This is a genomic window from Vibrio fortis (genome assembly GCF_024347475.1).
GTDB classification, from domain to species: Bacteria; Pseudomonadota; Gammaproteobacteria; order Enterobacterales; family Vibrionaceae; genus Vibrio; species Vibrio fortis.
This window is the reverse complement of record NZ_AP025488.1, coordinates 1385326-1408106: the sequence shown is the minus strand read 5'-3', so window position 1 is coordinate 1408106 and position 22781 is coordinate 1385326. Positions and strand designations below refer to the sequence as shown.

The window sequence follows — 22781 nt, the reverse complement described above, 5'->3', positions numbered from 1 at the left end:
CCTTTGTTCTATTTGCTTGACTCAAACTGGCCAGTTGGAGTGTTAAGCGCCTGTAATTGGATATTTTGTCGTACTGAGTCCAGCTCTTCTTGGCTGGTTAAACCAACGCCTACTTGAGACACAGCAAGTGCCGAAAGGGCGGTAGCGAATTGAATAAGTTCTGCTTTAGGCATCAGTTGCATGTGACCCCAACATAGGCCTGCCACTAGGGTGTCACCGGCGCCTACTGTGCTCACAACTTGCATGCGTGGCGGTTGAGCGTGCATCCACTCTCCGTTGTTGAGCCACATCACGCCATCAGCGCCTAATGAGACCACGATGTTCTCAATCCCTTTCTCGCTCAGCGCTTGGCCTGCAAGTTGGCATTGGTCACGGTTAGTCAGTTCTGCGTTGAACAGCTGAGAAAGCTCTTCGTCGTTCGGTTTGATAAGCCATGGTTGAGCATCGATACCGGCTTTTAATGCGTCACGACTGCTGTCGAATAGCACTTTTTTGCCTAGGTCATGCAGGCGTTGTACCCAAGATGCACACTGCTCAGGGGAAACCCCTTGTGGCAGGCTGCCCGCAATCACGAAGTAATCGTGGTCTTCAGCCAGTTCCATCAGTGTTTTCTCGAACGCGTCAATCGCATCTTGATCAACGGGTACGCCCGGGAAGTTGATGTCGCTCACTTGACCTGAGTTCTCAACCAGTTTTACGTTGATGCGCGTTGCACCGTCGACACGAATGAAGCGGTCGGTTGCTCCCATTTCAGAGAACAGTTGGCAGAACGCTTCTTCGTTGTTGCGACCTAAGAAGCCTGTTACCGTCACTTTTGCACCCAGTTCTGACAGCACTTTTGCAACGTTAACGCCTTTGCCTGCTGCATGCAGAGAGCCGGTATTAACCAAACTCACTGAACCTACATTGAGCGTATTCACGCTGCCCGTTAGATCCAAAGCTGGGTTCAGCGTTACGGTTACTGCTTTGATTTGCTTTAATTCAGTCATAGCGAGTCCTTAACCTTCACCAAGGCCAGAAGCGATAGCTTTACCAATGGCTTCGATAGCTTGTGCTGCGTCGTCACCTTCTGCAGTGAATTGAAGCTGGTGGCCGTGTTTCACGCCTAGCGCGATGACTTTCATTAGGCTCTTCGCGTTTACTTCTTTGCCATCGCCATCTAGGTTTGATACTCGAATTGCCGAATCGAACTTCTTCGCTTCTGCGACCAACATTGCACCCGGACGAGCATGCAGACCGTGAGCGTTCTTAATCTTAAATACCGCTTGGTTATCTGAACCTTCTGCAGAAGTACTCGGTGCTTCGCCTTTCAGCTGAGCCATTACGCCTTCGATGTCTGATTCGATCAGCGCATTTTGTTTGCCCTCGAAAACCAGTTGGCTTAGGTTCGCTAGGATGTTTTGGTGAGCACTATTACAAGCGGCAAACGCAACCAGTGCCTTCACTTGAGTACCTTCAAACTCGCAATCATTCGCCGTAGAAACAAAAGATACGGCTGTGCGTGTTACGCCTTTGTCGCTACCAAGAAGCCATAGACCTTGACCAAGGTGAGTTGGCGTTTTGGTTACTAGGTCAGCAACGAATGCGTTGTCTGCACAACCTGTGTTTTTCAGTAGGCCGCCAGCCACTGCAGACATTTGCACCATGTCGCTTGCTGGGAACTTAAGTTGAACTAAAGAAGCATCTAAATCTGCTTCAAGTTGAACTTCACCGTGAAGTAGGGCGATGATTTCATCTTCTGTTTTCGCTTGTTGCAGCTTTTGCTCAACGCCGTCAGCAGAAAGAACTTTGGTTAGCTGTTTGAGAATGCCTAAGTGCTCGTCTGATTTCGCCGCAATACCGATCGCGACATAAACGCGGTTGCCGTCTGCCCAGTCGATACCTTCAGGAAAGTGGTGTACTGCAACGCCAGTCTCTTTTACTAAACCGCGGGTGTCAGTCGTGCCATGAGGAATAGCGATACCGTTTCCAAGGAAAGTGGAGTTTTGATTCTCACGGTTCAGCATTCCTTCTACGTAACCTTCATCAACCAGACCTTTTTCAGTTAGTTTGCCGGCAATGTTACGAATAGCTTGGAACTTATCTTGCGCAGATTGACCAAGCGAAATGTCAGATTTAGTTAATTTAAGCATGTTGCCTCTTTAGCTTATTGCTTTGTTTGAGCGTGTCGCTTCATAGTTGCTGTATGTCCGATTCGCGTTCTGCTTAATCAGTGCTGAACACCTTGCTGAACGTTAAGCTGAATCGGTTCAGCAAAAAGAGTAAAAAAATTCAGCAAAGCCCAGTTCTCTTGTTAAAACTGATTTGCTGTTATCTGTTTCTACTATTGTGTCTCGCTGTCTTTAGAAGATAGTCATCAATCTCAATGTTGCTAAAAAAAGATGATTCGAGTCACTTTTCAGATTTTGCTGAATCCTTTCAGCTTTCATACTGAATCGATTCAGCATATAATTCAACTATTCCGAGGATCAGAACTTTGGTTATATGATCCTACGCACAAAATACAGGTCCTTGATATGACACTTGATGAAATAGCGAAACTGGCGGGTGTATCAAAAACCACAGCAAGTTATGTGATTAATGGTAAAGCTCAAAAGTACCGCATTAGCGAGAAAACACAGCAGAAAGTGATGGCTGTGGTGAACGAGCATAACTACCGTCCAGACCACGCTGCATCTTCATTGAGAGCAGGTAACAGCCGTTCGTTTGGTTTGATTATCCCAGACCTAGAGAACAGCAGTTACGCCCGTTTAGCAAAACTGATCGAGCAGAACTCTCGTAAAGTGGGTTATCAGATCTTAATTGGATGCTCAGATGATGACGCCGAAACCGAGCGAAAAGTCGCTGAAGCTTTGGTGAGTCGTCGTATTGATGCTTTATTGGTTGCGAGCTCAATGCCAGATGCCAATGAGTTCTATCTGCAATTGCAAAACTCTGGTACGCCCGTGATTGCGATTGACCGTCCGTTAGATGATGAGCATTTTGCTTGTGTCATCAGTGAAGATTTTGAGGCAGCGTTTGAACTGACCCATTCAATTCTTGATGACAATATTCATAGCATTGGTTTGATTGGTGCCTTGCCTGATCTAAACATCTCTCGCGAACGTCACCTTGGTTTCGAAGCTGCAAACAAAGCGCACACTCAACAGACAGGGCTTCAAGAGAACAAACCCACGGTTGTCGGTTATGGCGAACACTTTGACCGAGAGTCAGGTCGAGAAGTGTTTGAAGAGTGGATTGCAAAGGGCACGGTTCCAGATGCGATTGTGACCATGTCTTATACCTTGCTAGAGGGTGTACTGGATGTGATGGTCGAAAAGCCAGAGCTGGTCAACCAGGTGAAGTTAGCAACCTTTGGTGATAATCGACTATTGGATTTCTTACCCTTCAAAGTACACTCACTACCTCAGCAGTTTGAGGTGATCGCCGACAGCGCTTTCGCCTTGGCGCTAAATGCGTCGGCAAAACGTTATCAGTCAGGTATTGAACTGGTGCCACGAAGCCTAGTAAAACGAAGCTAGCTTGCCTAAACAGCTACAAGAACCTATTCGCTTCCAGAACTGTTCATTTGCTTGCAGAAGCCTCGGCGCCTTAATGGTGCGGAGGCTTTTTTATTGAATCAAGATGCCAAACTCGACCAGTGCCACAATACCTAATAGCAAAGCCAGCACCTTCCAAAACTGAATTGGATTACGGTTCAACAAAGGTTGTTTGGTTTTGCGCTTCACCAGCTTAGAGTTAGGTGTATAGAGATCAGAGATAAAGTCACCCAGTACGGAATAGCGCTCTGTTGGATGTTCAGCACAGGCTTTTTGCAATACAAGATCAAACCAAGCTGGAAGATCGGTCCGCTGCTGCGTGATTGGCTGATAATGCCATTGATGATGACGAGACTGAGTCAGAGAACGCGGTGTCATTTCTGGGTAGGGCAGTTGTCCGGTTAGCATTTCATAGCCGATCACCGCCACCGAGAATAGATCGGAACGTGTGGTCGCAATATTCTGCTTTATGGTTTCTGGGGCAATGTAGTTGACCGCGCCGAGGGGAATCGCATCTTCTTTAACAGGTAACCCTTCTTCGATACCACGAATCAAAACCGCACCAAGGTCGATGAGCTTAATATCGCCATTGGGGAGCAGCATGATGTTTTCGGGTTTGAGGTCGCGGTGTACCATATCTGCACGCTGCAGTACTCGAATGCCCTGAATGATCTTCTCTAAAATAGTACGTACTTCTGGCAGGCTTGGTTGTGGGTTGTCGTACATCCACTGCCTTAGCGTCACGCCCTCAACCATCTCACACACTTGATAAAGAAACTGAGAGTGCTCATCGGTCGGATAGACCTTCATAATTCGTTTATTGTTAAGCAGCATCCCAGCCCACTGCTCGTTGTAGAATGCTTTTAATTGCGAAGGGTCATCGTGATATTGCAGGGAGGGGACTTTAATCACGAACTCTTTTTGTGTTTGAGCTTGTATTACTCGATACACGTGGCTGCGTGTCCCAGAATAGAGCACCTCTAACACCTGAAACTGATCAATCATCTGGCCGAGCTTGAGAACCGGAGGAATAACGCGTGTAGCCAGCTTCTCGTGAAACTCAATCAACGACGGCTTAGGTAGTTGTGTTACCTCAATCATTAAGCAGCTGACGTTGTCTTTACTGTGCATGGCCAGCGCCTTGTTACAGATCGCTTGTGTCGCCAGTTCGAAATCGTTTTGGTTATCGGCACCCTCAATCAGGTCCTCTTCATCGACAAACTCATGTACGCCATCGGTGGTCAGGATAAAACGGTCTTTCGCTTGAATAGGTAGAGTTTGATAGTCCACATTCAGCTGACTATCCATACCGAGCGCCCGAGTCAGATAATGGGTGTTGACGATGTTATTACGGGTATGATCGCGCGTCAGTTGCTTAATTTTGCCATCGCGGATTAAATAGATTCGGCTATCTCCGACATGGAAGATATGCGCCGTATTTGATTTGAGAATGACCGCACTAAAGGTCGACACCATGGTGTTGTGCGCAAGCTGTTTGTCATCATCCAGCTCTGAAAATGAGGCGTTGAACATCCAAGAGTTGAGAGAAGTAAGCACCTTTTGTGCAGAACGTTGAATGCTCCAACTCTCAGGCGTGGCGTAATAATCCGTAATGAACTGCATCACGCTAGTGTGACTGGCTTTCTGCCCTTGTTCACTGCAACTCACACCATCGGCAATACACGCCACGCTGCCCTTGAACTCTTGTTCGGCTCGGGTTTGAGGGTGCTTAACGATAATCGCATCTTGATTCTCGCTTCTTACCCCTTGGTGTGAATAGCCACCAAAGTTGAGTCTGAGTTGATTGCTCGCTTGTGGAAGAATGCCTTGCGCTGTCTTTGGATCGACTGTGGTTTGGCTTTGGCTAAATGAGAGAGTCATAACGTCCTTGCTCCTATCTGCTCATTGTTTGAAAACGAAGGGAAAGAACAAAAGCTCTGGTCATAAACAAGAGCTTTTGAACGAAGTAACCGAGTGTTGCAGTCTCGGTTACTTCTCCCGATATCATTCAATGAGTGGCTAGCTCGATACGTTAATCAGTGTCACGCTACCATCATCATTCACTTCCGCAATTTGGCCGTTTGGCTCTTCCATGAACATTAGAGTAACAAAGCCAAGTACTGCGGTTGCCGCAATCACTAGGAAGAATGTTTGGTAACTCACGAAAGAAAGTACCGTTAGGTAAACCACCGCACCCACGTTACCGTAAGCGCCCGTCATACCAGCAATTTGACCCGTCATACGGCGCTTAATTAGAGGAACGGTTGCGAATACCGCACCTTCACCTGCTTGCACGAAGAACGAACACGCCATTGCCGCAACGACAGCCAGCCATACAGGCCATGTGCTGTCTACTTGGCCCATTGCAAAGTAACCTACCGCTAGACCTGCTGTTAGGATAAGTAGTGTCGGTTTACGACCGAATTTATCTGAAATCCAACCACCACCAGGGCGAGACATTAAGTTCATGAAGGCATAAGCCGAAGCTACCATACCCGCCAGAACCGGTGTCAGTTCGAAGGTTTCAGAGAAGAACAGAGGTAGCATAGAAACTACAGCCAGCTCAGAACCAAAGGTTGCGAAGTACAGAACGTTCAATACCGCCACTTGCTTAAATTTGTATTGGTGAATCTCTGGTACTTCTTCTTTGAAGACGTTCTTGTTCACTTTCCAAACTTGAGTGATTTCGTACACATACAGTGCTGCGAGTACGGCATATACACCATAAACCGCTGTATCTGAAAGCATGCCAATGCCTGATGGTGACAGTTTCCAAGCCAGCAGAGCCAATGCCGCGTACATAGGGATCTTCATGATGAGTAGAAAGAAAAAGTCACCCTTAGATGTCACTTCCATTGCGGTTACTTGCGCAGGCTTGAAGTAGGTAGAACCTTTTGGTGTGTCTGATACGTTTTTGTAGAAGACAACGGAGAACAGCAGGCTCATTGCGCCCGTTACACCTACCGCGTAACGCCAACCTTCATCGCCACCGAAAACCAGTGCCAGTGTAGGAAGAGTAAAGGCCGCAGCGGCTGAACCAAAGTTACCCCAACCGCCGTAGATGCCTTCTGCAGTACCAAGTTCGTTGTGCGGGAACCATTCAGACACCAAGCGAATACCGACCACGAAGCCTGCACCGATGAAGCCCAGTAGGAAACGCGCGATGGCTGCTTGAATGAACGAGTCAGCGAGTGCGAACATGAAACACGGAATCGAACAGATCGCCAGTAGGGCAGAGTAGACGAGTCTTGGACCATAACGGTCGGTCAGCATACCGATGGCGACACGCGCCGGAATGGTCAGAGCAACGTTTAAAATCAGAAGGGTTTTAATCTCTTCAGTGGTCAAACCTAGGCTTGTTTTTACCATTTGTAGTAGTGGTGCGAAGTTAAACCAGACTACAAAGGTGATGAAAAAGGCGATCCAGCTGAGGTGCAAGATTTTCATCTTACCTGTAAATGAAAGCAGCGAAAATTTTGAGTTATCCATGTATTAAATCCTTTAAATATGGAAAGTGTCTAGAGTTCTAAATATCTAGCCGTTCACATGCCAACTCCGTAGCGAACCTTAATTATAGGCGGCTAAGGCATGGTTATGGGTGAATCTGAAATACGACCTAATGTGTGATTAGCTTGCTAGCGCTTCGGGTGCCAGTACTTGAATGTCGTTACCGTGCCTACGTACTTCGAAGCGTATCAGAGCGTGTTCCGGCTCTTCCAAACAGGCCCCTGTCTCTAGATGGTAATGCTGCTTGTATAGAGGAGAAGCAACGTACGGCTCTCCACTTAACGAGCCAATAATACCACGTGACATCACATTGGCTTTACCAATCGGGTCGAAATTTGATAGACCATAAATCTTGTCACTGCGCTTGCAGTAAAAAATTGCGACTTGATGGTCAGCGACTTTGGCACAGACACCCGCGTTAGGGGTTAAGTCCTCTTGGGAGCAAACCGTGGTCCAGTTTTCCATGACAGTCTCCTTGTCAAATTGTTGAGTTGTCGATTTTTGGGAAGTTCGTAAAGAGGGCCATTAGCAGGTGGAGTTAAAATCGGAGGCCTGCTAACGGCCAAAACGGCTTACGACACTTCGGTAATTTCTATTTGCTCTGAACTATTCAAAGCGAGAGCGCGTTCTGCGTCGTGCTCGGTGTTGATCGTTGGTTTTGGAAAGCGTTGTTCTCGCTCTGTAATGAAAGAGAGCGTGTTGTCCATCTCGTCACTGTTGATGTAGTGCTGGAATCGCTTCATCTTGACTGGGTTTTCGATGGTGGTTTTCCATTCACACTGATAGTTTTCAATGTTGAGTGCGATGTCGGCTTCGAGCTCTGCCGCGACGTTGAGTTTGTCTTCAATCACCACCTCTTTGAGGTAATCCAAGCCGCCCTCTAAGTTCTCCATCCAAACAGAGGTACGTTGTAGGCGGTCTGCAGTACGTGTGTAGAACATCAACACGCGGTCGATGTATTGAATGAGAGTCTGTTCGTCGAGGTCGGTTGCGAATAGGTCAGCGTGACGTGGACGCATACCGCCGTTACCACAAACATACAGGTTCCAACCTTTGTCGGTGGCGATCACGCCAATGTCTTTTGATTGCGCTTCAGCACACTCACGAGTACAGCCAGACACTGCAAACTTTATCTTGTGAGGTGAACGCAGACCTTTGTAGCGGTTCTCTAACTTAATCGCTAAACCAACGCTGTCGTTGACGCCGTAACGACACCAAGTGCTGCCTACACAAGACTTCACAGTGCGCACCGATTTGCCGTAGGCGTGGCCGGTTTCAAAGCCTGCGTCGATCAGTTTTTTCCAAATAGCGGGCAACTCGTTAAGTTGTGCGCCGAACAGGTCGACACGTTGGCCACCCGTGATCTTGGTGTAAAGGTTGTATTCTTTAGCGACTTCGCCGAGGACAATCAATCTGTCTGGTGTGATCTCACCGCCTGCGATACGCGGAACGACAGAGTAGGTACCATCTTTTTGCATGTTGCCGAGGTAGATGTCGTTAGTGTCTTGCAGCTCGATGTGCTCATCTTTGAGGATGTAATCGTTCCAGTAGGAGGCAAGAATTGAACCGATGGCAGGTTTACACACAGTGCAGCCTAAGCCTTGACCGTGTGATTCAAGCAGCTCATCAAAGGTTTTGATCTTGTTGACGCGGATAATGTCGGTCAGCTCTTGGCGAGAGTAAGCAAAGTGCTCACAGATATCGTTAGAAACCTCGACGCCGAGATTGCTCAGTTCGCTATCAAGTACCTGTTTAGCTAGGGCAGAACAGCCACCACAACCGGTTGATGCGTTGGTCGATTCTTTAAGCGCCGCCATTGTGGTGCAGCCTGCGGAAACGGCTTCTTTGATATCCCCTTTGGTTACATCAAAACATGAACAGATCACCGCGCTGTCTGGTAAGGCTTCAACACCCATTGCGCTGCCAGAATCGTCGGCCAGATTTGGAAGAATGAGTACCGATGGGTTCTCTGGAAGCGGCATGTCATTTTGCTTGATTTGAAGCAGCGAACCATAGGCTTCAGCGTCACCAACCAATACCGCACCGACAATCTTCTTACCATCGGCAGAGACGATCAAACGTTTATAAACTTGTTCGATTTCATCGTTGTAGGTGTAAGATTGCGCACCTTCGGTTTTACCATGCACTTCACCAATACTGGCAACATCTACGCCTAGCAACTTGAGTTTGGTGCTCATGTCAGCGCCAGTAAAGCTACTCTCATCTTCGCCATTAGAAAGGATGTGGCTAGCCGCCACTTTTGCCATCGAGTAGCCCGGAGCCACCAAACCGAAGATCTTGTTATCCCAAAGCGCACATTCACCAATCGCGTAGACATCATCAACGTTGGTTTGGCAGTTATCGTCAATCACGATACCGCCACGTTCACCAATCGCGATATCAGAACTGCGAGCTAATGCATCTTGCGGTCGAATACCTGCAGAGAACACAATCATATCGGTCTCAAGGTGAGTGCCGTCGGCAAAGTTCATGCGATAACGAGACGTTTCACCTGCGACAATCTCAGAGGTCGCTTTTTCGGTGTGAACTTGTACACCCAAGTCTTCAATCTTACGTCTTAGCAGCGCACCGCCACCTTCATCGAGCTGAACTGCCATCAAGCGAGGGGCAAACTCGACAACGTGGGTCTCTAAACCGAGGTTTTTCACCGCGTTTGCGGCTTCCAAGCCCAATAAGCCACCACCAATCACCACGCCTGATTTGCTTTGCTTGCTGGACAATTCAATGGCATCTAAGTCTTCAATCGTGCGGTAGACATGGCAGTGCTCTTGGTCATTACCAGGAATTGGTGGGACGAACGGGAATGAGCCTGTCGCAAGGATCAGTTTGTCGTAGCTTTCGCGATGCCCGCTATCCGTTACGACGGCCTTGCTTGCGGTATCAAGTTCAGTGACCTTGGCATTAATAAGATACTTAACGCCATTTTCTTGATAGTAAGCTTCACTGGTTAAGGCTAAGTCGTCGGCGGACTTACCGTTAAAGTACGCAGTGAGTTGAACTCGGTCGTAGGCAAGACGCGATTCCTCACTGAAATTGATGACCTCATATTGGTCTGAATCTGCTTGAATGATGTTGTCGATAAATTTGTGGCCAACCATGCCATTACCAACGACGACAATCTTTTGTTTGCTCATAGTAAATTCCTTTTTTGCTGGCTTCCTAGCGTTTTATAAACAGACCACTCTCAATGGTGGGTAATTTGCTGTTCTTCCAATGAACTTAAAAACTGTGAATTTTGGGTTGTTGGTATTTAAGGGAGCAAGTAGGGTGCCAGATAAAAAAGCAGATCGAGAAAAATAATAATATCTCTAATATTCAGTTGTTTAGGTAAGTGTTAAATAACTCAATTACCCCTAAAGTGGTAGGTTGTTGAAGTGGGAGATTTATGAAAATGAGCCTTTGTGGTGCAAAATTGATCAACATGGTGCAAATATCTCAATGTTTGCTTTTTTTCATCCCCTTAACATGAGTTCTGCTATTTTTATTTGTTTTAAGTTTTTGTAATTATTAACTATTTTTATTGCGTGAGAATGAGCCAAATAGTGGTGCGTAAATTGCTTTAATAAAAAAGAGAAATTTTCACCGCAGAAAGAGATGGATTAGCGGCTTTCTGATTCGTTAGGTGGAAGCAATAAAAAGAACACTGCACGAGGGAAGAGTGATGAGTTCAAACAAGGATTGGATCAAATCAACGTGTGCTTACTGTGGCGTGGGTTGTGGCATTGAAGTAAGGCCAACTGCTTCGGGGAAATTGGAAGTGCGTGGCGACAAAGAGCACCCATCGAATTATGGCAAGTTATGTACTAAAGGCGCAGCCTTGGGCGACACTGTGACCCCAATAGGTCGCTTAACCCAACCAATGAAAAGCGTGGCGAGCGGACAGCAGCTACTTCCGTGGAGCGAGGCATCACAGCTGGTGGCCGATAAGTTCGCTCAAGCGATTAAAGAGCATGGGCCAGACTCGGTCGCCTTCTATGTATCGGGTCAATTACTCACAGAAGACTACTATGTTGCCAACAAACTGATGAAAGGCTTTATTGGTAGCGCCAACATCGACAGTAACTCTCGCCTTTGTATGGCATCGAGCGTTGTCGGCCATAAGCGCGCATTCGGCACCGATACGGTTCCTGTTTGTTATGAAGATCTCGAACAAGCAGAGGTGGTGGTGATCACAGGCTCGAACCTCGCTTGGTGTCACCCTGTATTATTTCAACGATTGAGAGCGGCGAAACAAGCTAACCCCGCAATGAAAGTGGTGGTGATTGACCCGCGCTACACCGATACCTGTGAAATAGCCGATATGCATTTGGCGCTCGAATCCGGCTCAGACGTGGCGCTGTTTAATGGTTTGCTAGGCTACCTCGACGACAATGACAAGCTCGACCCAGACTACATAGAAAAGCACACTCAAGGCTTTACTGAAGCGATTCGTACCGCAACCCGTTACCGTTATACCGATAATGGTTGGGGCGATAAAAGCGTTTCTGAGCTGACAGGGCTTACCGAGCAGCAATTGACTCAGTTCTACAAGCTGTTCGCATCTAACGACAAGGTTCTAACCATCTACTCCCAAGGTGTAAACCAATCTACCCAAGGGTGTGACAAGGTGAATGCCATCATTAATTGCCACTTAGCAACAGGCAAAATCGGCAAGGTGGGCACGGGGCCATTCTCAGTGACAGGCCAACCAAATGCGATGGGGGGCCGTGAAGTGGGTGGCTTAGCCAATACGTTAGCAGCGCATTTTGAGTTTGGTGATCCACAATCGCACCAAACCGTGAGTGATTTTTGGAAGACAGACAACCTAGCCACTCGCGCAGGGTTAAAAGCCATTGATCTATTTGATGCAATGAACGACGGCAAAATCAAAGCGGTGTGGATCATGGCGACCAACCCCGTGGTGAGCCTACCTGATAGTGAGAAAATCAAAACTGCGTTAGAGAAGTGCCCATTTGTGGTGGTGTCGGACTGCATTGCCGATACGGAAACTACACGCTTGGCTGATGTGGTGTTACCCGCCCAAGGTTGGAGCGAAAAGTCTGGTACCGTAACCAACTCTGAACGCAGAATCTCGCGCCAGCGCCGCATATTGCCAAGCCCAGGTGAAGCCAAGCCAGACTGGTGGATACTAAAAGAAGTAGCGCAAAAAATGGGATTCAAAGACCAATTTGATTACCGCCATGAAGGCGAGATATTTAAAGAGTACTGCGAGATGACTGCACTCGGTAATGAGAGAGGTAAAGCGCGGGATTTGTGTTTGATCGGATTAACCAAATTGGATGAGAAAGGCTACGGTGAACTCACCCCACAACAGTGGCCGGTGCTTGAGTATCAACCAGAGATTATTGAGCAGCGCATGTTTACCAAAGGCGAGTTCTTTACCGAGTCGGGCAAGGCGCAGTTTGTCGCGGTTGAGCACGACAAACCCATCGCCGATACCAGTGTCGAGTACCCGCTTATCATGAACACTGGCCGAATCCGTGACCAATGGCACACCATGAGCCGAACGGGTTTAGCCGCAGGATTAGGCGAGCACACGCCAGAACCGTTCGTTGCCATGCACCCCGATACGGTGGCTGAACTTGATCTGGATGAATTCGGCTTAGACGCATTCAACCACGCTACTGTTAACCCTGTCGTGAAAGTACGCAGCGCACAAGGGGAGTGCCAAGCTCGCTTAGTGGTCACCAAAGAGATGCGCCGAGAACAAGTTTTCATGCCCATTCACTGGAACGCTCCAACCGCAAAAGACAGCAAACCGTGTGATCTTATTTTACCTCACACTGATGCGACATCTGGTCAGCCTGAATTCAAACATACCCCAGTCATGGTTGAGTCATGTGGCTATCGTAGCGAGGCGGCACTTGTGAGTGACAAAGTGATGGATTGCAGCGGGTTTGATTATTGGGTACGCCAAAGAGTGGAGGGCGGTTTTTTGTATCGTATCTCTTCATCTAAGAACCCAATGGAGTTAGTGATTCAGCTTGCCAACACTCTTGAATCTATACCGGAGCCAGACTCCGAAGCGATCAAGTCGCTCCACTATCACGGTAATAAGTCATTTAAAAACTACGGCTCTGCGAAGCTAGACCAATTTGGAGTGAAACAAGCCTTTGTGGTGAATAGTAAGCTAGATAATGACAGCATTGATTGGCTGGTGGCGTGTTTAACTCGAAAAGCGGATGAAGAGTTTGAAGCGGAGTTTTTGAGCACATTGGCAAAATAGTTGATGAGGTGAATGATCTCTAGCACGTAATATTGGCATGATAAATCAATGATTAATGTGTTTTTAGTACGCTAAATATTGATTAATAACTTACTAATGAGTTAAAAAGTAGAGGAATCTTCTAATTGTAGTGATCTTGTGAACAACCTATGCTAAATCTTAAGCAATTAGATACCTAATGATTGCATTCTTTAATGAGCGGTGATATTTAATGCGCCGAACCAATTATAGAATCAGAGTTATCCAATAGAGTTTTCGATTGGATACTGAGAAGCGCTGTCAAACCATGACGGCGCTTTTTTGTTGTTGTCTTGTAGCCTGTAAGCACAGTTACGATAGGTAGAATTCATGAGTCAGTTAAAGGCTTTATTTCATAAATACACCCACTTGATGTCTGATCAATCAAAAGGGGTGGCTGCATCGATACTTTGTTCAATGCTGTTTGCTTGCATTCCAGCTTATGTACAAATCCATCCGGACATAGGGCCAAGCTTAATTGCAGGGGGCGAGAGTCACTGGCTGGCTACGCAGCGTATTGTTTGGAGTACGATGCTGTTCTTTATCTTACTGTTCTTCACCAAGCGATTGCCACTGCTGTGGGACGCATTGAAGCAGTGGCGTAAGTGGCCGAAATACCTGACTTCCGCTGTGCTTGTCGCACCACAATATTGGTTGTTCGTTTGGGCTCCGGCCAATGGAGAAACCCTGAACCTCGCGCTAGGCTATTTCACCATGCCTATTGTGATGGTGTTGATCGGCTGCTTTTATTACAAAGACAGCCTCTCTAAGTTGCAAAAAGTGGCGTGTTACTTTGCGTTGGCAGGTACTTTGTATGCTTATGTCTGGGCATCGGGCCTGTCTTGGGTGGTATTGGTCGTCGCGCTTGGCTACCCAGTGTATTTTATGTTTCGTAAAACCAACCCAATGCCGACCGATATTGGCTTGGCCGTTGACCACATTATGATGCTCCCTTTGGCTATCTTCGGGATGTTCTACCTTTACCCAGCCGAGCATTTTATGAACCTGCCAGCCACGTCGTACGTGTATTACCTTGGGCTAGCAGTAGTGTCGGTTACGCCAATGCTGCTCTATCTTTTCGCTTACTCAAAGCTGCCGGTGTCTCTGTTTGGCTTAATGGGTTACGTAGAGCCGAGTTTCATCTTTATTGTCGGGCTACTAATTGGCGACAGCATTGTGCTGCATGAAGTCCCGACCTACCTGTTTATTTCGTTTGCCTTAATCGCTTTAGTCATGGACGGCTACAAACGAATGAAAGCCAGCAGGATCGCTAAACAATCGCGTTCTTAACCACTTAGCTTTAACAACTCTCAACATAAACGCCGACGCTCTAGTCGGCGTTTTTCGTTTTAAGTATGAAATACTGATTGATTAAACATCAGGTTTACATACTATATTTCGAAATTGGTACGATGTTTTGTAAGTTTGGGTTCATACCTTACTTGTTTTACATTTGATGAGTGCGTTTCTATTTAGTAGAGGTAAGTTGATGTCTAAATTAGCCATTTCTAAGTTCTTTGAACAAAAACTGGAGGCACCGCTTCACAACACCGTGTGGTCGTGGGGAAGTGAGAACGCCAAAGGGGTTTACCTACGTGCATGGAATCGCACCAAAGTTGGCGACAAGTTCGACATTGCCAGTAGTGGCATGGAAACTGACGACGACGGCAGAACCAGAGCGGGCGGTGTAGAGCGCGCAAAACATGTCAAAACCATTGCCCAAGGCAAACCGGGTTACATTGTCGCAATTGATGGTTACGTTGATGATGCAGGAAAGTCTCATATTGTCGATTACAACGACAAAGCGGTGTTTCGCATTGTGTCGCTAACGGTGAACGAGCAGGGCAAAACCCTTGCCGAAGTTGACTACGATAACTCAGTACTCATCGACATGATTGGCGAAGAGACAGACGTCACCGCGATCATGGAGAGCCTAGTAGGCAAACCCAAAGCCCTTGCAACCTTAGCCAAGGCAGAAAAGCTCGGCTGGCAGATCACCGGATTAAACGAGCAAGGCGTGACCATTCTTCTCAAAGGCAAAAAAACTGGCCTTATCTCATACAACGGCGAATTCAGCGCAGCTTAGGAGTGACTATGTATAACCAAGGCGATCTATGCCCACACTGCGGCTTAATTATCATGCTACCCACAGACTTAGAACCGAAATGCCTAGGCTGCGGCGAAGAAATCAATCAAGAAGATGACGATTAAATAAGCAAACACATTTGTTTTCTATATTTTTCCGATGTTTTATAGAAAAATTCTGTATTTAGTCACGTTTATTGAATGTTGAAGCCAGTAAGGTACTGTTATTAAAACACTTACTAAGCAGTGTTCTACGTAAGGCTGGAACTAGATAGAAATGTTTCAAACAGAAAATGCAGAATTTTTCTGTCTAATATAGCTGTTATGTGCTTCGGAAGTATAATGAAAAAAAATTCTAAAGTATTGAATGACCTTGCTCGAAAAGCTCTTGACGGAGATCTAGTCGCAAGGGATCTGTTGCTTCGATCATTAAAATCGACGAAAAGTGTTAGACGGTTTATTGCTCAGTTTGAAGAAGAAAATTCTGGGTGGTCCGCTACTAATAATCCGTCTGCTCGTTCAGGCAAGTATTATCAAAGTACCATTGTTACTCTTTCGGGGAAAACCAGTGCGAGGTCTTGGAAGAAAACAAAATGAGGTAGTTGTCTTTGGAAGCTGCTATCTCACACTTTGAGCACGCACATAACAAAACGCTTAAGACGGACTAACAAACGCTTGGCATTTTTGGTTTGGTTGAGTTCAGTGTTTAAGGTGGTCAATTAGGTTGAGTGGTCAGTTTGTTAGCCACTTAGCTAGGCGTTATGTGTTTTTAGGATAAAAATGAAAATTTTCGAAATTAAACTAGGAAACTCAATCGGTCCAGTTAAACTCGGTATGACAGAAACTGAAGTGAACAATGTTATCGGAGCTCCTGATTGCATCTATGGACATCGCCATCATTTTTTAGACGGTCTCATGGTAGATTTTGATAATGAAGGAAGAGTTGAGTTCATTGAAGCCGCTGCTTCTGAGTTGTTTTCAACGACATTGCTTGGCTTTGACGTACATAGGACATTAGCGACTAATGTGCTCGAACGAATTCAGCTAGAAGGTAACTATGATCATTCTGATCCAGAGTTAGGCTATAGCTACGTATTTAAAGAGCTTCAGTTATCCTTCTGGCGTCCAACTCTTCCAGACTTAGAAGAAGGTGAAGGGTTGTTCTCTCAATCGGTCGCAATTGCTTCCGAGGGTTACTTTGAGTAAACACATAACAAATTGTTCAAGAGGGATTCGCAACGCGTGGCATTTTTACTATGCGTTGGTTTTAGTGTTTAAGGCGGTATGCGGCGGCTTTGGTATTGCGTTGCTGACCCCTTAACAAGGCGTTAGCTGACCTAGTCTAATAACTGAAGTTTATCTAATTATAATGTAGTTTACATTCGTGAATGCCGTGCAGTGTCGTGAAGCATGTACGGCATAATTAGATGAGCGTTGGTTTAACTTGTAAGTATTACATCAGGGATAAATGATGCACGAATTATTTGTTGCGGTGCACGTTTATCTATTATCTTATGGATTTCATAAAATAATGTATATACGTCTAAAATCTGATTAACTGCTGTTAAAAAGTCGTTCAGGCTTATTGTCGGTGTAGCTTGCTTTGAATGTATTGCCTCATCATTTCGTATTGCTTTCAATGCGAGTAATGATGCATATTCTTTTCCTCTGGTATTGATGCTACTGCCGTCAGAAAGTAGAGGGATCCAAGTTTTAATTTTATCTTCAAGACCAACTATGTTGCTTCCTGTATCTTTCAGCTGATCACCCGGAGCTTTCCCTTGATTAAATTGCTGGCTTTTATAGTTAAAATATGAATCAAAGGATGCAAATAACTTTATAATGGCAGTATGTAACGAATCCAGCTCTGGCTTTTGTACGGTGTTTAATAAATTAGTAACAGAGCTATTGAATTTATCTTGATAGTCTGAGGCAACTAACAGTGCATCCCCCTGTATAGTAGGGCCTGAACCCGTTGTAGGATCAACTGTCCTAATGTTATCAAAACCAGATGCTTGATATGTCCCAATAAGTGGTCTTACATCAAGTGGAGGGATTTCTCCGGTATTACGAACATTCTCGATAACCGTTTGTGGAGTGGTTGTTCTCATTTTTGCTAAAAGTTTAACAATATCATTGCATTTATAACTGTTAATGCGTTCTATACCCGATATGCTTAGGTCTTGGTTAAAGTGGTAAGTTTCATAAATATATTTTTTAGCTTGTCCAAATGACATCTTCTCTGGAATCTTCAGAGTTTTCATATGTAATTTCTACCTTGATGTATGATCTTTGTTTATGGTGTTTCACATTCGATTCTATCTATAATATCAGAATTATGATGGAGCCGTATCTGTGCAGGTCGTTGTGGAAAGGTGGATGAAAGTCATTCAGCTAACAAACTGCTCAAGAGGGATTCGCAACGCGTGGCATTTTTATCATGCGTTGATTTTAGTGATTAAGGTGGTATGCGGAGGCATCGGTATTGCGTTGCTCACCCCTTAGCAGGGCGTTAGCTTTCAAGGAGGAAAATTGAGCGCAAGTGACTATATCAAAGAGGTTCGTTCTAAGATTGGAACGATGCCACTTCTTATCCCCGGCGTTGCGGGTGTCATTTTAAATGAAAATAAAGAGCTACTACTTCAGCAAAAATCAGATGGCACATGGAGCCTTCCTGCCGGAATGATTGAACCTCAAGAGTCGCCAGTGCAAGCATTGATCAGGGAAGTTCGCGAGGAAACAGGTTTGGCTGTAAAAGTAGATCGCCTACTTGGTGTATTCGGCGGTGAGGGTTTTGGTTTTACATACCCAAATGGTGATCAAGTTGAATACACAGTTATCATGTTCAAATGTGTAGTAGAAAGTTGTTCTCAATCCGCACTCGATGATGAAACGGTATGCCTTAAATGGTTTTCAAAAGGTAATATGCCAAGGCTTGAGCTGCCTTACCCGTTGGATTGTTTATTTGCAGAAAATGATCCAGCGTACTTCGTTGGCTAGAAAGCTAACAAATTGTTCAAGAGTAATTCGGCACGCGTGGCATTTTTACTATGCGTTAGTTTTAGTGGTTAAGGTGGTATGCGGAGGCATCGGCATTGCGTGCCTCACACCTTAACAAGGCGTTAGGGCTCTATATCAAAAGTGTGAGCCTTGTTGCATTTATCTTCTTGAGTTTTTCATTTTTACCCTCATTTTATTTGTGGAGTAAGACATAAGGTAAATCCATGCAAATCGCCCATTCAACTAAACTTCAAATGCACTACTATCTTGAGAACGGCTCGCATAGTATGGATGCAATTGCTCGTAATAAATGCGAGTCTGAAGTTCTTGCAATAGTCCAAGAAATAGCCAAAGTACTTAACACTCAAATAGTCATTGAAGCTGAAGCTTGGAAAGAGGGTGGACTCAGAGATATCTGGGCATTTACTAATGCAAATGCCGCCGTGATTTCAGTAATCGTAAGCATTGCTGGTATTGTTATATCACGTATCCCCACGACTGATCCGGAACTAGAGCAACTTCAGAAAGAAGATCTAAAGCTCAGTATTTTGGAGCGTCGTATAAACTTAGCAAAGCTGCAAAAGGAAGTAGAAGAAGACAAAGTTACCCAAGATACAGTCGAGAAAGTTGCTTCACTTGTTGATACTAATTACAAAGTAGTTACCCGTAAGTCTAATTTTTATAAGCAATTAAATAACACTCCAAAAATTACTAAGGTTGGCATTAATGGCTTGGATAAAGAGGGAGAGGAAGCTTTTAAAGAAGCAATGGTTCAACGTAGCGATTTTAAACGTTTTATTCTTCACTCAAATTCATTGCCAGTCCAAATCGAAGATAATGCTGTCATAGAAATTATATCTCCGGTTCTCCGTAATGGGAGACACAAATGGAAAGGTATTTATAAAGGCGAAAGCATTAGCTTCTCCATGAACGATCAAAACTTTAAGCGTGATGTTTTATCTGAGCAAATCAGCTTTACTCATGGCGCTGCTATTAAGTGTGTTTTGCACATACATCGAAAACTAGACGAGGTTGGAGATGTCGTAGTTACTGGTTATTCTGTCGATACGGTAATTGAAAACGGTCAAGAAAGCGTTTTTCAAGAGACAATGCAGGGCAAAAAGTACCGTCATCAAAAAGCATTAAAAGACGCCCAGCAAGATTTATTTGCTAGCAATTAGACGAGCCCTAACAAACGACTATGGCGCCAATGATTAATTTTTGACTGCGTTCTCATCCCACATGGCGCCATCTCTCAGCATCGAATTGAGGGTCACAACCATCTTTCTTACACATGCGATTATTGCGACTTTCTTAGGTTTTCCGGCTGCTAGGAGTCGAGCATAAGTGGCTTTAAATATAGGGTTACATTGCATGGCTGACATCATGGCCATGTATAAAACGGTTCGCACTTGGGAGCGACCACTTTCGCGTGTTATGGGAGCGATACCAATCAGTGGTGCCGCTTGTTTGTTCGTGATGTAGCCAACTTAGGTACGTTGCTAATTATTGATGCAGCGTCAGTGCATAAAGATAAAAGTTACAATTAGCAGGATTTAAAATGAGTGAAATTGCTAGCTTTATGTCTGGCGAAGCGCCAGATAAGTTTGGTCGCAATATAGAGGAGTTGTTAGCTTATAATCACTTCTGGCTTGAGCATGATCATAAGTATATTCAAGTTCTTTTCCCGATAGATGAGGGTACTAAGTTCAATCAACATGCTCCCTTGGTAACTCAAGCAGATCGAGAGGCTTTCGCTAACTCAGAAGAATTGCGTGTTGCTCACTTAAAAGCATTAGATCTTTTACTTGAGTTTTGGGGATTGCAGCGAGATGGGTGTGAAATTTCTTCAATACTGACGCTAAGCCCTATTAATCATGTCTGGCTTAAAAGTCATGACCACAACCAACTTCGCCTGACCCGAGCAATTCGTAGTTTATATTTGCTCGGTAATGAGCAGATAGCATGTAATCTGTGTGACTTTTTAGTAGCGGCGGCCAGAGAAACGGGCATGGTTTCAGATAAAACCGTAGAGTATTGGCGTAATGCGCTAAAAGATTAGGCGCACGCTGAAAGCTCACTAATCAACTGTTTAAGATGATTCCCAACGCATGGCATTTTTCATTCCACCGTTGGGTTTTGTGTTTATGGCGATATGATCATGGTTTTTGTTTGCGTGGCTCACCTTCAAAAAGCCGTGATATCTCATGTCCGTCACAAACCTTAACTGTATGTATATACATGTTCTTGTGTTGGTATATTATTCTCCGGTTTTTTAGTTGTAGAGTTATAGAATGACCAATTACCTAGAAGCTGGCATCAGAGAGCTAGTCGAAGAATTTCAATCAAATGGTAAACCTTGCCCTTCGGCACAAACCATCGCGGATCGACGGGCTGGCTATATCGGTAGCACAGTGTTAGCTGGCGAGAGTCCTAGCATTGAAAGCGAATACGTCGATGTAATTAATAGTATTCCGGTTAAGATCTACAAACCGACAGATGAAGTGAATTTACCTGTAACCGTCTATTTTCATGGAGGTTGTTTCATCAGTGGTGGTTTTGAAACTCATGATACACAGTTAAGACAAATTGCTCTTTTGTCTAACTCGATAGTTATCTGCATACAATACAGGTTAGCTCCTGAACATGCTTATCCAGCAGCACATGACGATGTATATCAAGCTGCAGTTGGTATTAAGGAGCAAGCGCATAAACATGGTGGTGATTCAGAGCACATCGTGTTTATGGGAGATAGTGCTGGGGGGCAATTGGCTTTGGCTACGACGCTTAGGTTAAAAAAGCTTGAGCAGTGGTTGCCTCGTCAACAGATTCTGATTTACCCAATGCTTGATCCAACAGGTAACACTCAAAGTTACAGAGAAAATGGATCAGATTACATTATTACGGCAAATATGCTTCTTTCTGGCTTTGAGTTATACGCGAGCTGCAGTTCTGAAGACATTACAGAACCAGAACTTAACCTTTTAAGCGATGACTTGAGCGGTTTGCCTACCACGACCATTATCACAGCAGAGTTTGACCCGCTACGCGATGAAGGTGAGCTCCTATACAAGTTGATGCGCTCACAAGGCGTTGACGCATATTGCGAACGCTATTTGGGTGTCATTCATGGGTTCTTTCAATTGTCCGGTGTGTCTAATTCGGCAAAACGTTGTATCGCTGCAGTTTCAAATCAGATAAAAAATCAGATTTAGCACCTATTTGAGAGTGAAGCTTATATGTTTCTTGTGATTTATAAATTATACAAATGAGTTGCATATTTGCTATTGTTGTCAGCAGGTTAAAGCGAGTTATTAGCTCAAGAAACACGGTTAAGTTCGTTTGATCTTCGCCATTATGTCTATCAAATTTAACAAAACAGAGTAACAGGAGCGTGTATGTTTAGAGTGATCTATGAGTGGCGTGTGCCTGCTGACAAAGTGGATGAATTTCAACATGTATGGCGCTCTGTGACTGAATCGATTCATGAATCAGTAGAAGGTGCGCTTGGTAGCTTTATGCTTCAATCGTCGGACACCCCAGAAAAGGTTCTCACTATCGCTAAGTGGAAAAATCGTGAAGATTGGGAACTATTTTGGGGAAATCGAAATCCAGAAAAAATGCAGAAGATGCGTGATATCGCCGAGCGTGTTTCCGTTGAAGCATTCGATGAAGTGGAAGACAGAACTAAGTAGCCTCAACACCTACATTCACACATTGTGTGTCGTATATATTATGAAGGGAACATGATGGAAATCTGGAAATTACTATTTTTTATCCCCGCGTGCTTTGCGCTGAACATGACGCCCGGCCCAAACAACCTGCTGTCGATGAACAATGCGCGCTGTTACGGTTTTAAGTCTGCCTTTGTTGCTGGGCTTGGGCGAATTGCCGCGTTCGCGGTCATGATTGCATTAGCGGCATCGGGATTAGCCGTGGTTCTGTATGCGTCTCAAACGTTGTTTCTTACCATCAAAATTGTAGGTGCTGCGTACTTGTTGTGGATAGCCTTCAATCTCTGGCGTTCTGAGGCAAGCCCTATATCCGAAATTGACAGTGTTAAGAGCCGTTTAGGGTTAGCTAAACAAGAGTTTTTATTGGCAGCAGGTAACCCGAAAGCGATTCTCATCTTTACGGCATTTCTTCCGCAGTTTGTCGACGTGTCGGCCAATGTAAACGAGCAGTTTTTGATTCTCGGGCTTACGTTTTTAGTCTTGGAGTTAGGGGCAATATCGCTCTACGCCATATTCGGTATTTACTTAAGGCAATGGTTCACCAAGCCCCAAATGGCAAAACGATTCAATAGGGCATGCGCCTCCTTTTTGGCGTTGTCTGGCGCGAATCTGTTAATCAGTCGCCAATAGTTTATTTGTTAATGACAAGGA

The 22781-nt window shown here is 45.2% G+C and carries 18 protein-coding genes and 1 pseudogene; 11 read left to right on the top strand and 8 right to left on the bottom strand.

Features of this window, described 5'->3' with window-relative positions; translation table 11 throughout:
• Positions 1-8 precede the first annotated feature (8 nt).
• On the bottom strand, positions 9-989 hold the full coding sequence (gene pfkB, locus OCV50_RS20725; RefSeq protein WP_261904498.1) for a 1-phosphofructokinase: 981 nt from the start codon (positions 987-989) through the stop codon (positions 9-11).
• Positions 990-998: 9 nt separating this feature from the next.
• The gene (gene fruB, locus OCV50_RS20720; protein WP_261904497.1) at positions 999-2132 is read right to left on the bottom strand and encodes a fused PTS fructose transporter subunit IIA/HPr protein; all 1134 of its coding nucleotides are present in this window, start codon (positions 2130-2132) and stop codon (positions 999-1001) included.
• A gap of 384 nt (positions 2133-2516) precedes the next feature.
• Between fruB and cra the strand changes: the two genes are divergently transcribed.
• Positions 2517-3521 carry a catabolite repressor/activator gene (gene cra, locus OCV50_RS20715; RefSeq protein WP_239840219.1) on the top strand — a complete coding sequence of 335 codons (1005 nt, stop codon included), beginning with the start codon at positions 2517-2519 and terminating at the stop codon, positions 3519-3521.
• Positions 3522-3611: 90 nt separating this feature from the next.
• Here the strand turns inward: cra and OCV50_RS20710 are convergent, their stop codons facing one another.
• The 4 genes from OCV50_RS20710 to nirB all read right to left on the bottom strand — a co-directional run bounded on the left by OCV50_RS20710 (position 3612) and on the right by nirB (position 10201).
• A complete protein-coding gene (locus OCV50_RS20710) occupies positions 3612-5420 on the bottom strand; it encodes a bifunctional protein-serine/threonine kinase/phosphatase (protein ID WP_261904496.1) in 1809 nt (602 codons plus the stop codon).
• A gap of 138 nt (positions 5421-5558) precedes the next feature.
• Positions 5559-7028 (bottom strand): NarK family nitrate/nitrite MFS transporter, encoded by a 1470-nt coding sequence (locus OCV50_RS20705; protein WP_239840217.1) that lies wholly within the window; start codon positions 7026-7028, stop codon positions 5559-5561.
• 138 nt (positions 7029-7166) lie between these two features.
• Positions 7167-7511, bottom strand: a complete 345-nt coding sequence (gene nirD / locus OCV50_RS20700) for a nitrite reductase small subunit NirD (RefSeq protein ID WP_239840216.1) — start codon at positions 7509-7511, stop codon at positions 7167-7169.
• 107 nt (positions 7512-7618) lie between these two features.
• Positions 7619-10201 carry a nitrite reductase large subunit NirB gene (nirB, locus tag OCV50_RS20695; protein ID WP_261904495.1) on the bottom strand — a complete coding sequence of 861 codons (2583 nt, stop codon included), beginning with the start codon at positions 10199-10201 and terminating at the stop codon, positions 7619-7621.
• Between the two features lie 527 nt (positions 10202-10728).
• Here nirB and OCV50_RS20690 point away from each other — a divergent pair.
• From OCV50_RS20690 to OCV50_RS20675, 4 genes are all read left to right on the top strand, one after another.
• On the top strand, positions 10729-13293 hold the full coding sequence (locus OCV50_RS20690; RefSeq protein WP_390905160.1) for a molybdopterin oxidoreductase family protein: 2565 nt from the start codon (positions 10729-10731) through the stop codon (positions 13291-13293).
• A 348-nt stretch (positions 13294-13641) separates the two neighbouring features.
• A complete protein-coding gene (gene rarD / locus OCV50_RS20685; RefSeq protein ID WP_261904494.1) occupies positions 13642-14601 on the top strand; it encodes an EamA family transporter RarD in 960 nt (319 codons plus the stop codon).
• Between the two features lie 199 nt (positions 14602-14800).
• The gene (locus OCV50_RS20680; protein ID WP_261904493.1) at positions 14801-15397 is read left to right on the top strand and encodes a hypothetical protein; all 597 of its coding nucleotides are present in this window, start codon (positions 14801-14803) and stop codon (positions 15395-15397) included.
• Positions 15398-16176: 779 nt separating this feature from the next.
• Positions 16177-16602, top strand: a complete 426-nt coding sequence (locus tag OCV50_RS20675; RefSeq protein WP_261904492.1) for a hypothetical protein — start codon at positions 16177-16179, stop codon at positions 16600-16602.
• Between the two features lie 233 nt (positions 16603-16835).
• On the opposite strand, the gene OCV50_RS20665 is transcribed toward OCV50_RS20675, so the two are convergent.
• Complete coding sequence (locus OCV50_RS20665) at positions 16836-17660, bottom strand: hypothetical protein (protein WP_261904491.1); 825 nt, start codon at positions 17658-17660, stop codon at positions 16836-16838.
• A gap of 268 nt (positions 17661-17928) precedes the next feature.
• Here OCV50_RS20665 and OCV50_RS20655 point away from each other — a divergent pair, with 268 nt between their 5' ends.
• Positions 17929-18396 (top strand): NUDIX domain-containing protein, encoded by a 468-nt coding sequence (locus OCV50_RS20655; protein WP_140071054.1) that lies wholly within the window; start codon positions 17929-17931, stop codon positions 18394-18396.
• Between the two features lie 224 nt (positions 18397-18620).
• Positions 18621-19577, top strand: coding sequence for a hypothetical protein (locus tag OCV50_RS20645; protein ID WP_261904489.1), 957 nt, complete (start codon positions 18621-18623; stop codon positions 19575-19577).
• 33 nt (positions 19578-19610) lie between these two features.
• Here the strand turns inward: OCV50_RS20645 and OCV50_RS20640 are convergent.
• Positions 19611-19915, bottom strand: a pseudogene (locus OCV50_RS20640) (transposase); the annotation flags it as partial.
• 42 nt (positions 19916-19957) lie between these two features.
• On the opposite strand from OCV50_RS20640, the gene OCV50_RS20635 reads away from it, so the two are divergent.
• From OCV50_RS20635 to OCV50_RS20620, 4 genes are all read left to right on the top strand, one after another.
• Entirely contained in the window at positions 19958-20458 is a 501-nt protein-coding gene (locus OCV50_RS20635) for an opioid growth factor receptor-related protein (RefSeq protein WP_261904488.1), read from the top strand.
• Positions 20459-20690: 232 nt separating this feature from the next.
• On the top strand, positions 20691-21611 hold the full coding sequence (locus OCV50_RS20630; RefSeq protein WP_261904487.1) for an alpha/beta hydrolase: 921 nt from the start codon (positions 20691-20693) through the stop codon (positions 21609-21611).
• 183 nt (positions 21612-21794) lie between these two features.
• Complete coding sequence (locus OCV50_RS20625; RefSeq protein ID WP_261904486.1) at positions 21795-22091, top strand: antibiotic biosynthesis monooxygenase family protein; 297 nt, start codon at positions 21795-21797, stop codon at positions 22089-22091.
• 54 nt (positions 22092-22145) lie between these two features.
• On the top strand, positions 22146-22760 hold the full coding sequence (locus tag OCV50_RS20620; protein WP_261905247.1) for a LysE family translocator: 615 nt from the start codon (positions 22146-22148) through the stop codon (positions 22758-22760).
• Positions 22761-22781 lie beyond the last annotated feature (21 nt).

Excerpts from the sequence above, each read along its gene's own strand:
- pfkB (WP_261904498.1), bottom strand. The coding sequence starts at position 989 with ATGACTGAATTAAAGCAAATCAAAGCAGTAACCGTAACGCTGAACCCA.
- fruB (WP_261904497.1), bottom strand. The coding sequence starts at position 2,132 with ATGCTTAAATTAACTAAATCTGACATTTCGCTTGGTCAATCTGCGCAA.
- cra (WP_239840219.1), top strand. The coding sequence starts at position 2,517 with ATGACACTTGATGAAATAGCGAAACTGGCGGGTGTATCAAAAACCACA.
- OCV50_RS20710 (WP_261904496.1), bottom strand. The coding sequence starts at position 5,420 with ATGACTCTCTCATTTAGCCAAAGCCAAACCACAGTCGATCCAAAGACA.
- OCV50_RS20705 (WP_239840217.1), bottom strand. The coding sequence starts at position 7,028 with ATGGATAACTCAAAATTTTCGCTGCTTTCATTTACAGGTAAGATGAAA.
- nirD (WP_239840216.1), bottom strand. The coding sequence starts at position 7,511 with ATGGAAAACTGGACCACGGTTTGCTCCCAAGAGGACTTAACCCCTAAC.
- nirB (WP_261904495.1), bottom strand. The coding sequence starts at position 10,201 with ATGAGCAAACAAAAGATTGTCGTCGTTGGTAATGGCATGGTTGGCCAC.
- OCV50_RS20690 (WP_390905160.1), top strand. The coding sequence starts at position 10,729 with ATGAGTTCAAACAAGGATTGGATCAAATCAACGTGTGCTTACTGTGGC.
- rarD (WP_261904494.1), top strand. The coding sequence starts at position 13,642 with ATGAGTCAGTTAAAGGCTTTATTTCATAAATACACCCACTTGATGTCT.
- OCV50_RS20680 (WP_261904493.1), top strand. The coding sequence starts at position 14,801 with ATGTCTAAATTAGCCATTTCTAAGTTCTTTGAACAAAAACTGGAGGCA.
- OCV50_RS20675 (WP_261904492.1), top strand. The coding sequence starts at position 16,177 with ATGAAAATTTTCGAAATTAAACTAGGAAACTCAATCGGTCCAGTTAAA.
- OCV50_RS20665 (WP_261904491.1), bottom strand. The coding sequence starts at position 17,660 with ATGAAAACTCTGAAGATTCCAGAGAAGATGTCATTTGGACAAGCTAAA.
- OCV50_RS20645 (WP_261904489.1), top strand. The coding sequence starts at position 18,621 with ATGCAAATCGCCCATTCAACTAAACTTCAAATGCACTACTATCTTGAG.
- OCV50_RS20635 (WP_261904488.1), top strand. The coding sequence starts at position 19,958 with ATGAGTGAAATTGCTAGCTTTATGTCTGGCGAAGCGCCAGATAAGTTT.
- OCV50_RS20630 (WP_261904487.1), top strand. The coding sequence starts at position 20,691 with ATGACCAATTACCTAGAAGCTGGCATCAGAGAGCTAGTCGAAGAATTT.
- OCV50_RS20625 (WP_261904486.1), top strand. The coding sequence starts at position 21,795 with ATGTTTAGAGTGATCTATGAGTGGCGTGTGCCTGCTGACAAAGTGGAT.
- OCV50_RS20620 (WP_261905247.1), top strand. The coding sequence starts at position 22,146 with ATGGAAATCTGGAAATTACTATTTTTTATCCCCGCGTGCTTTGCGCTG.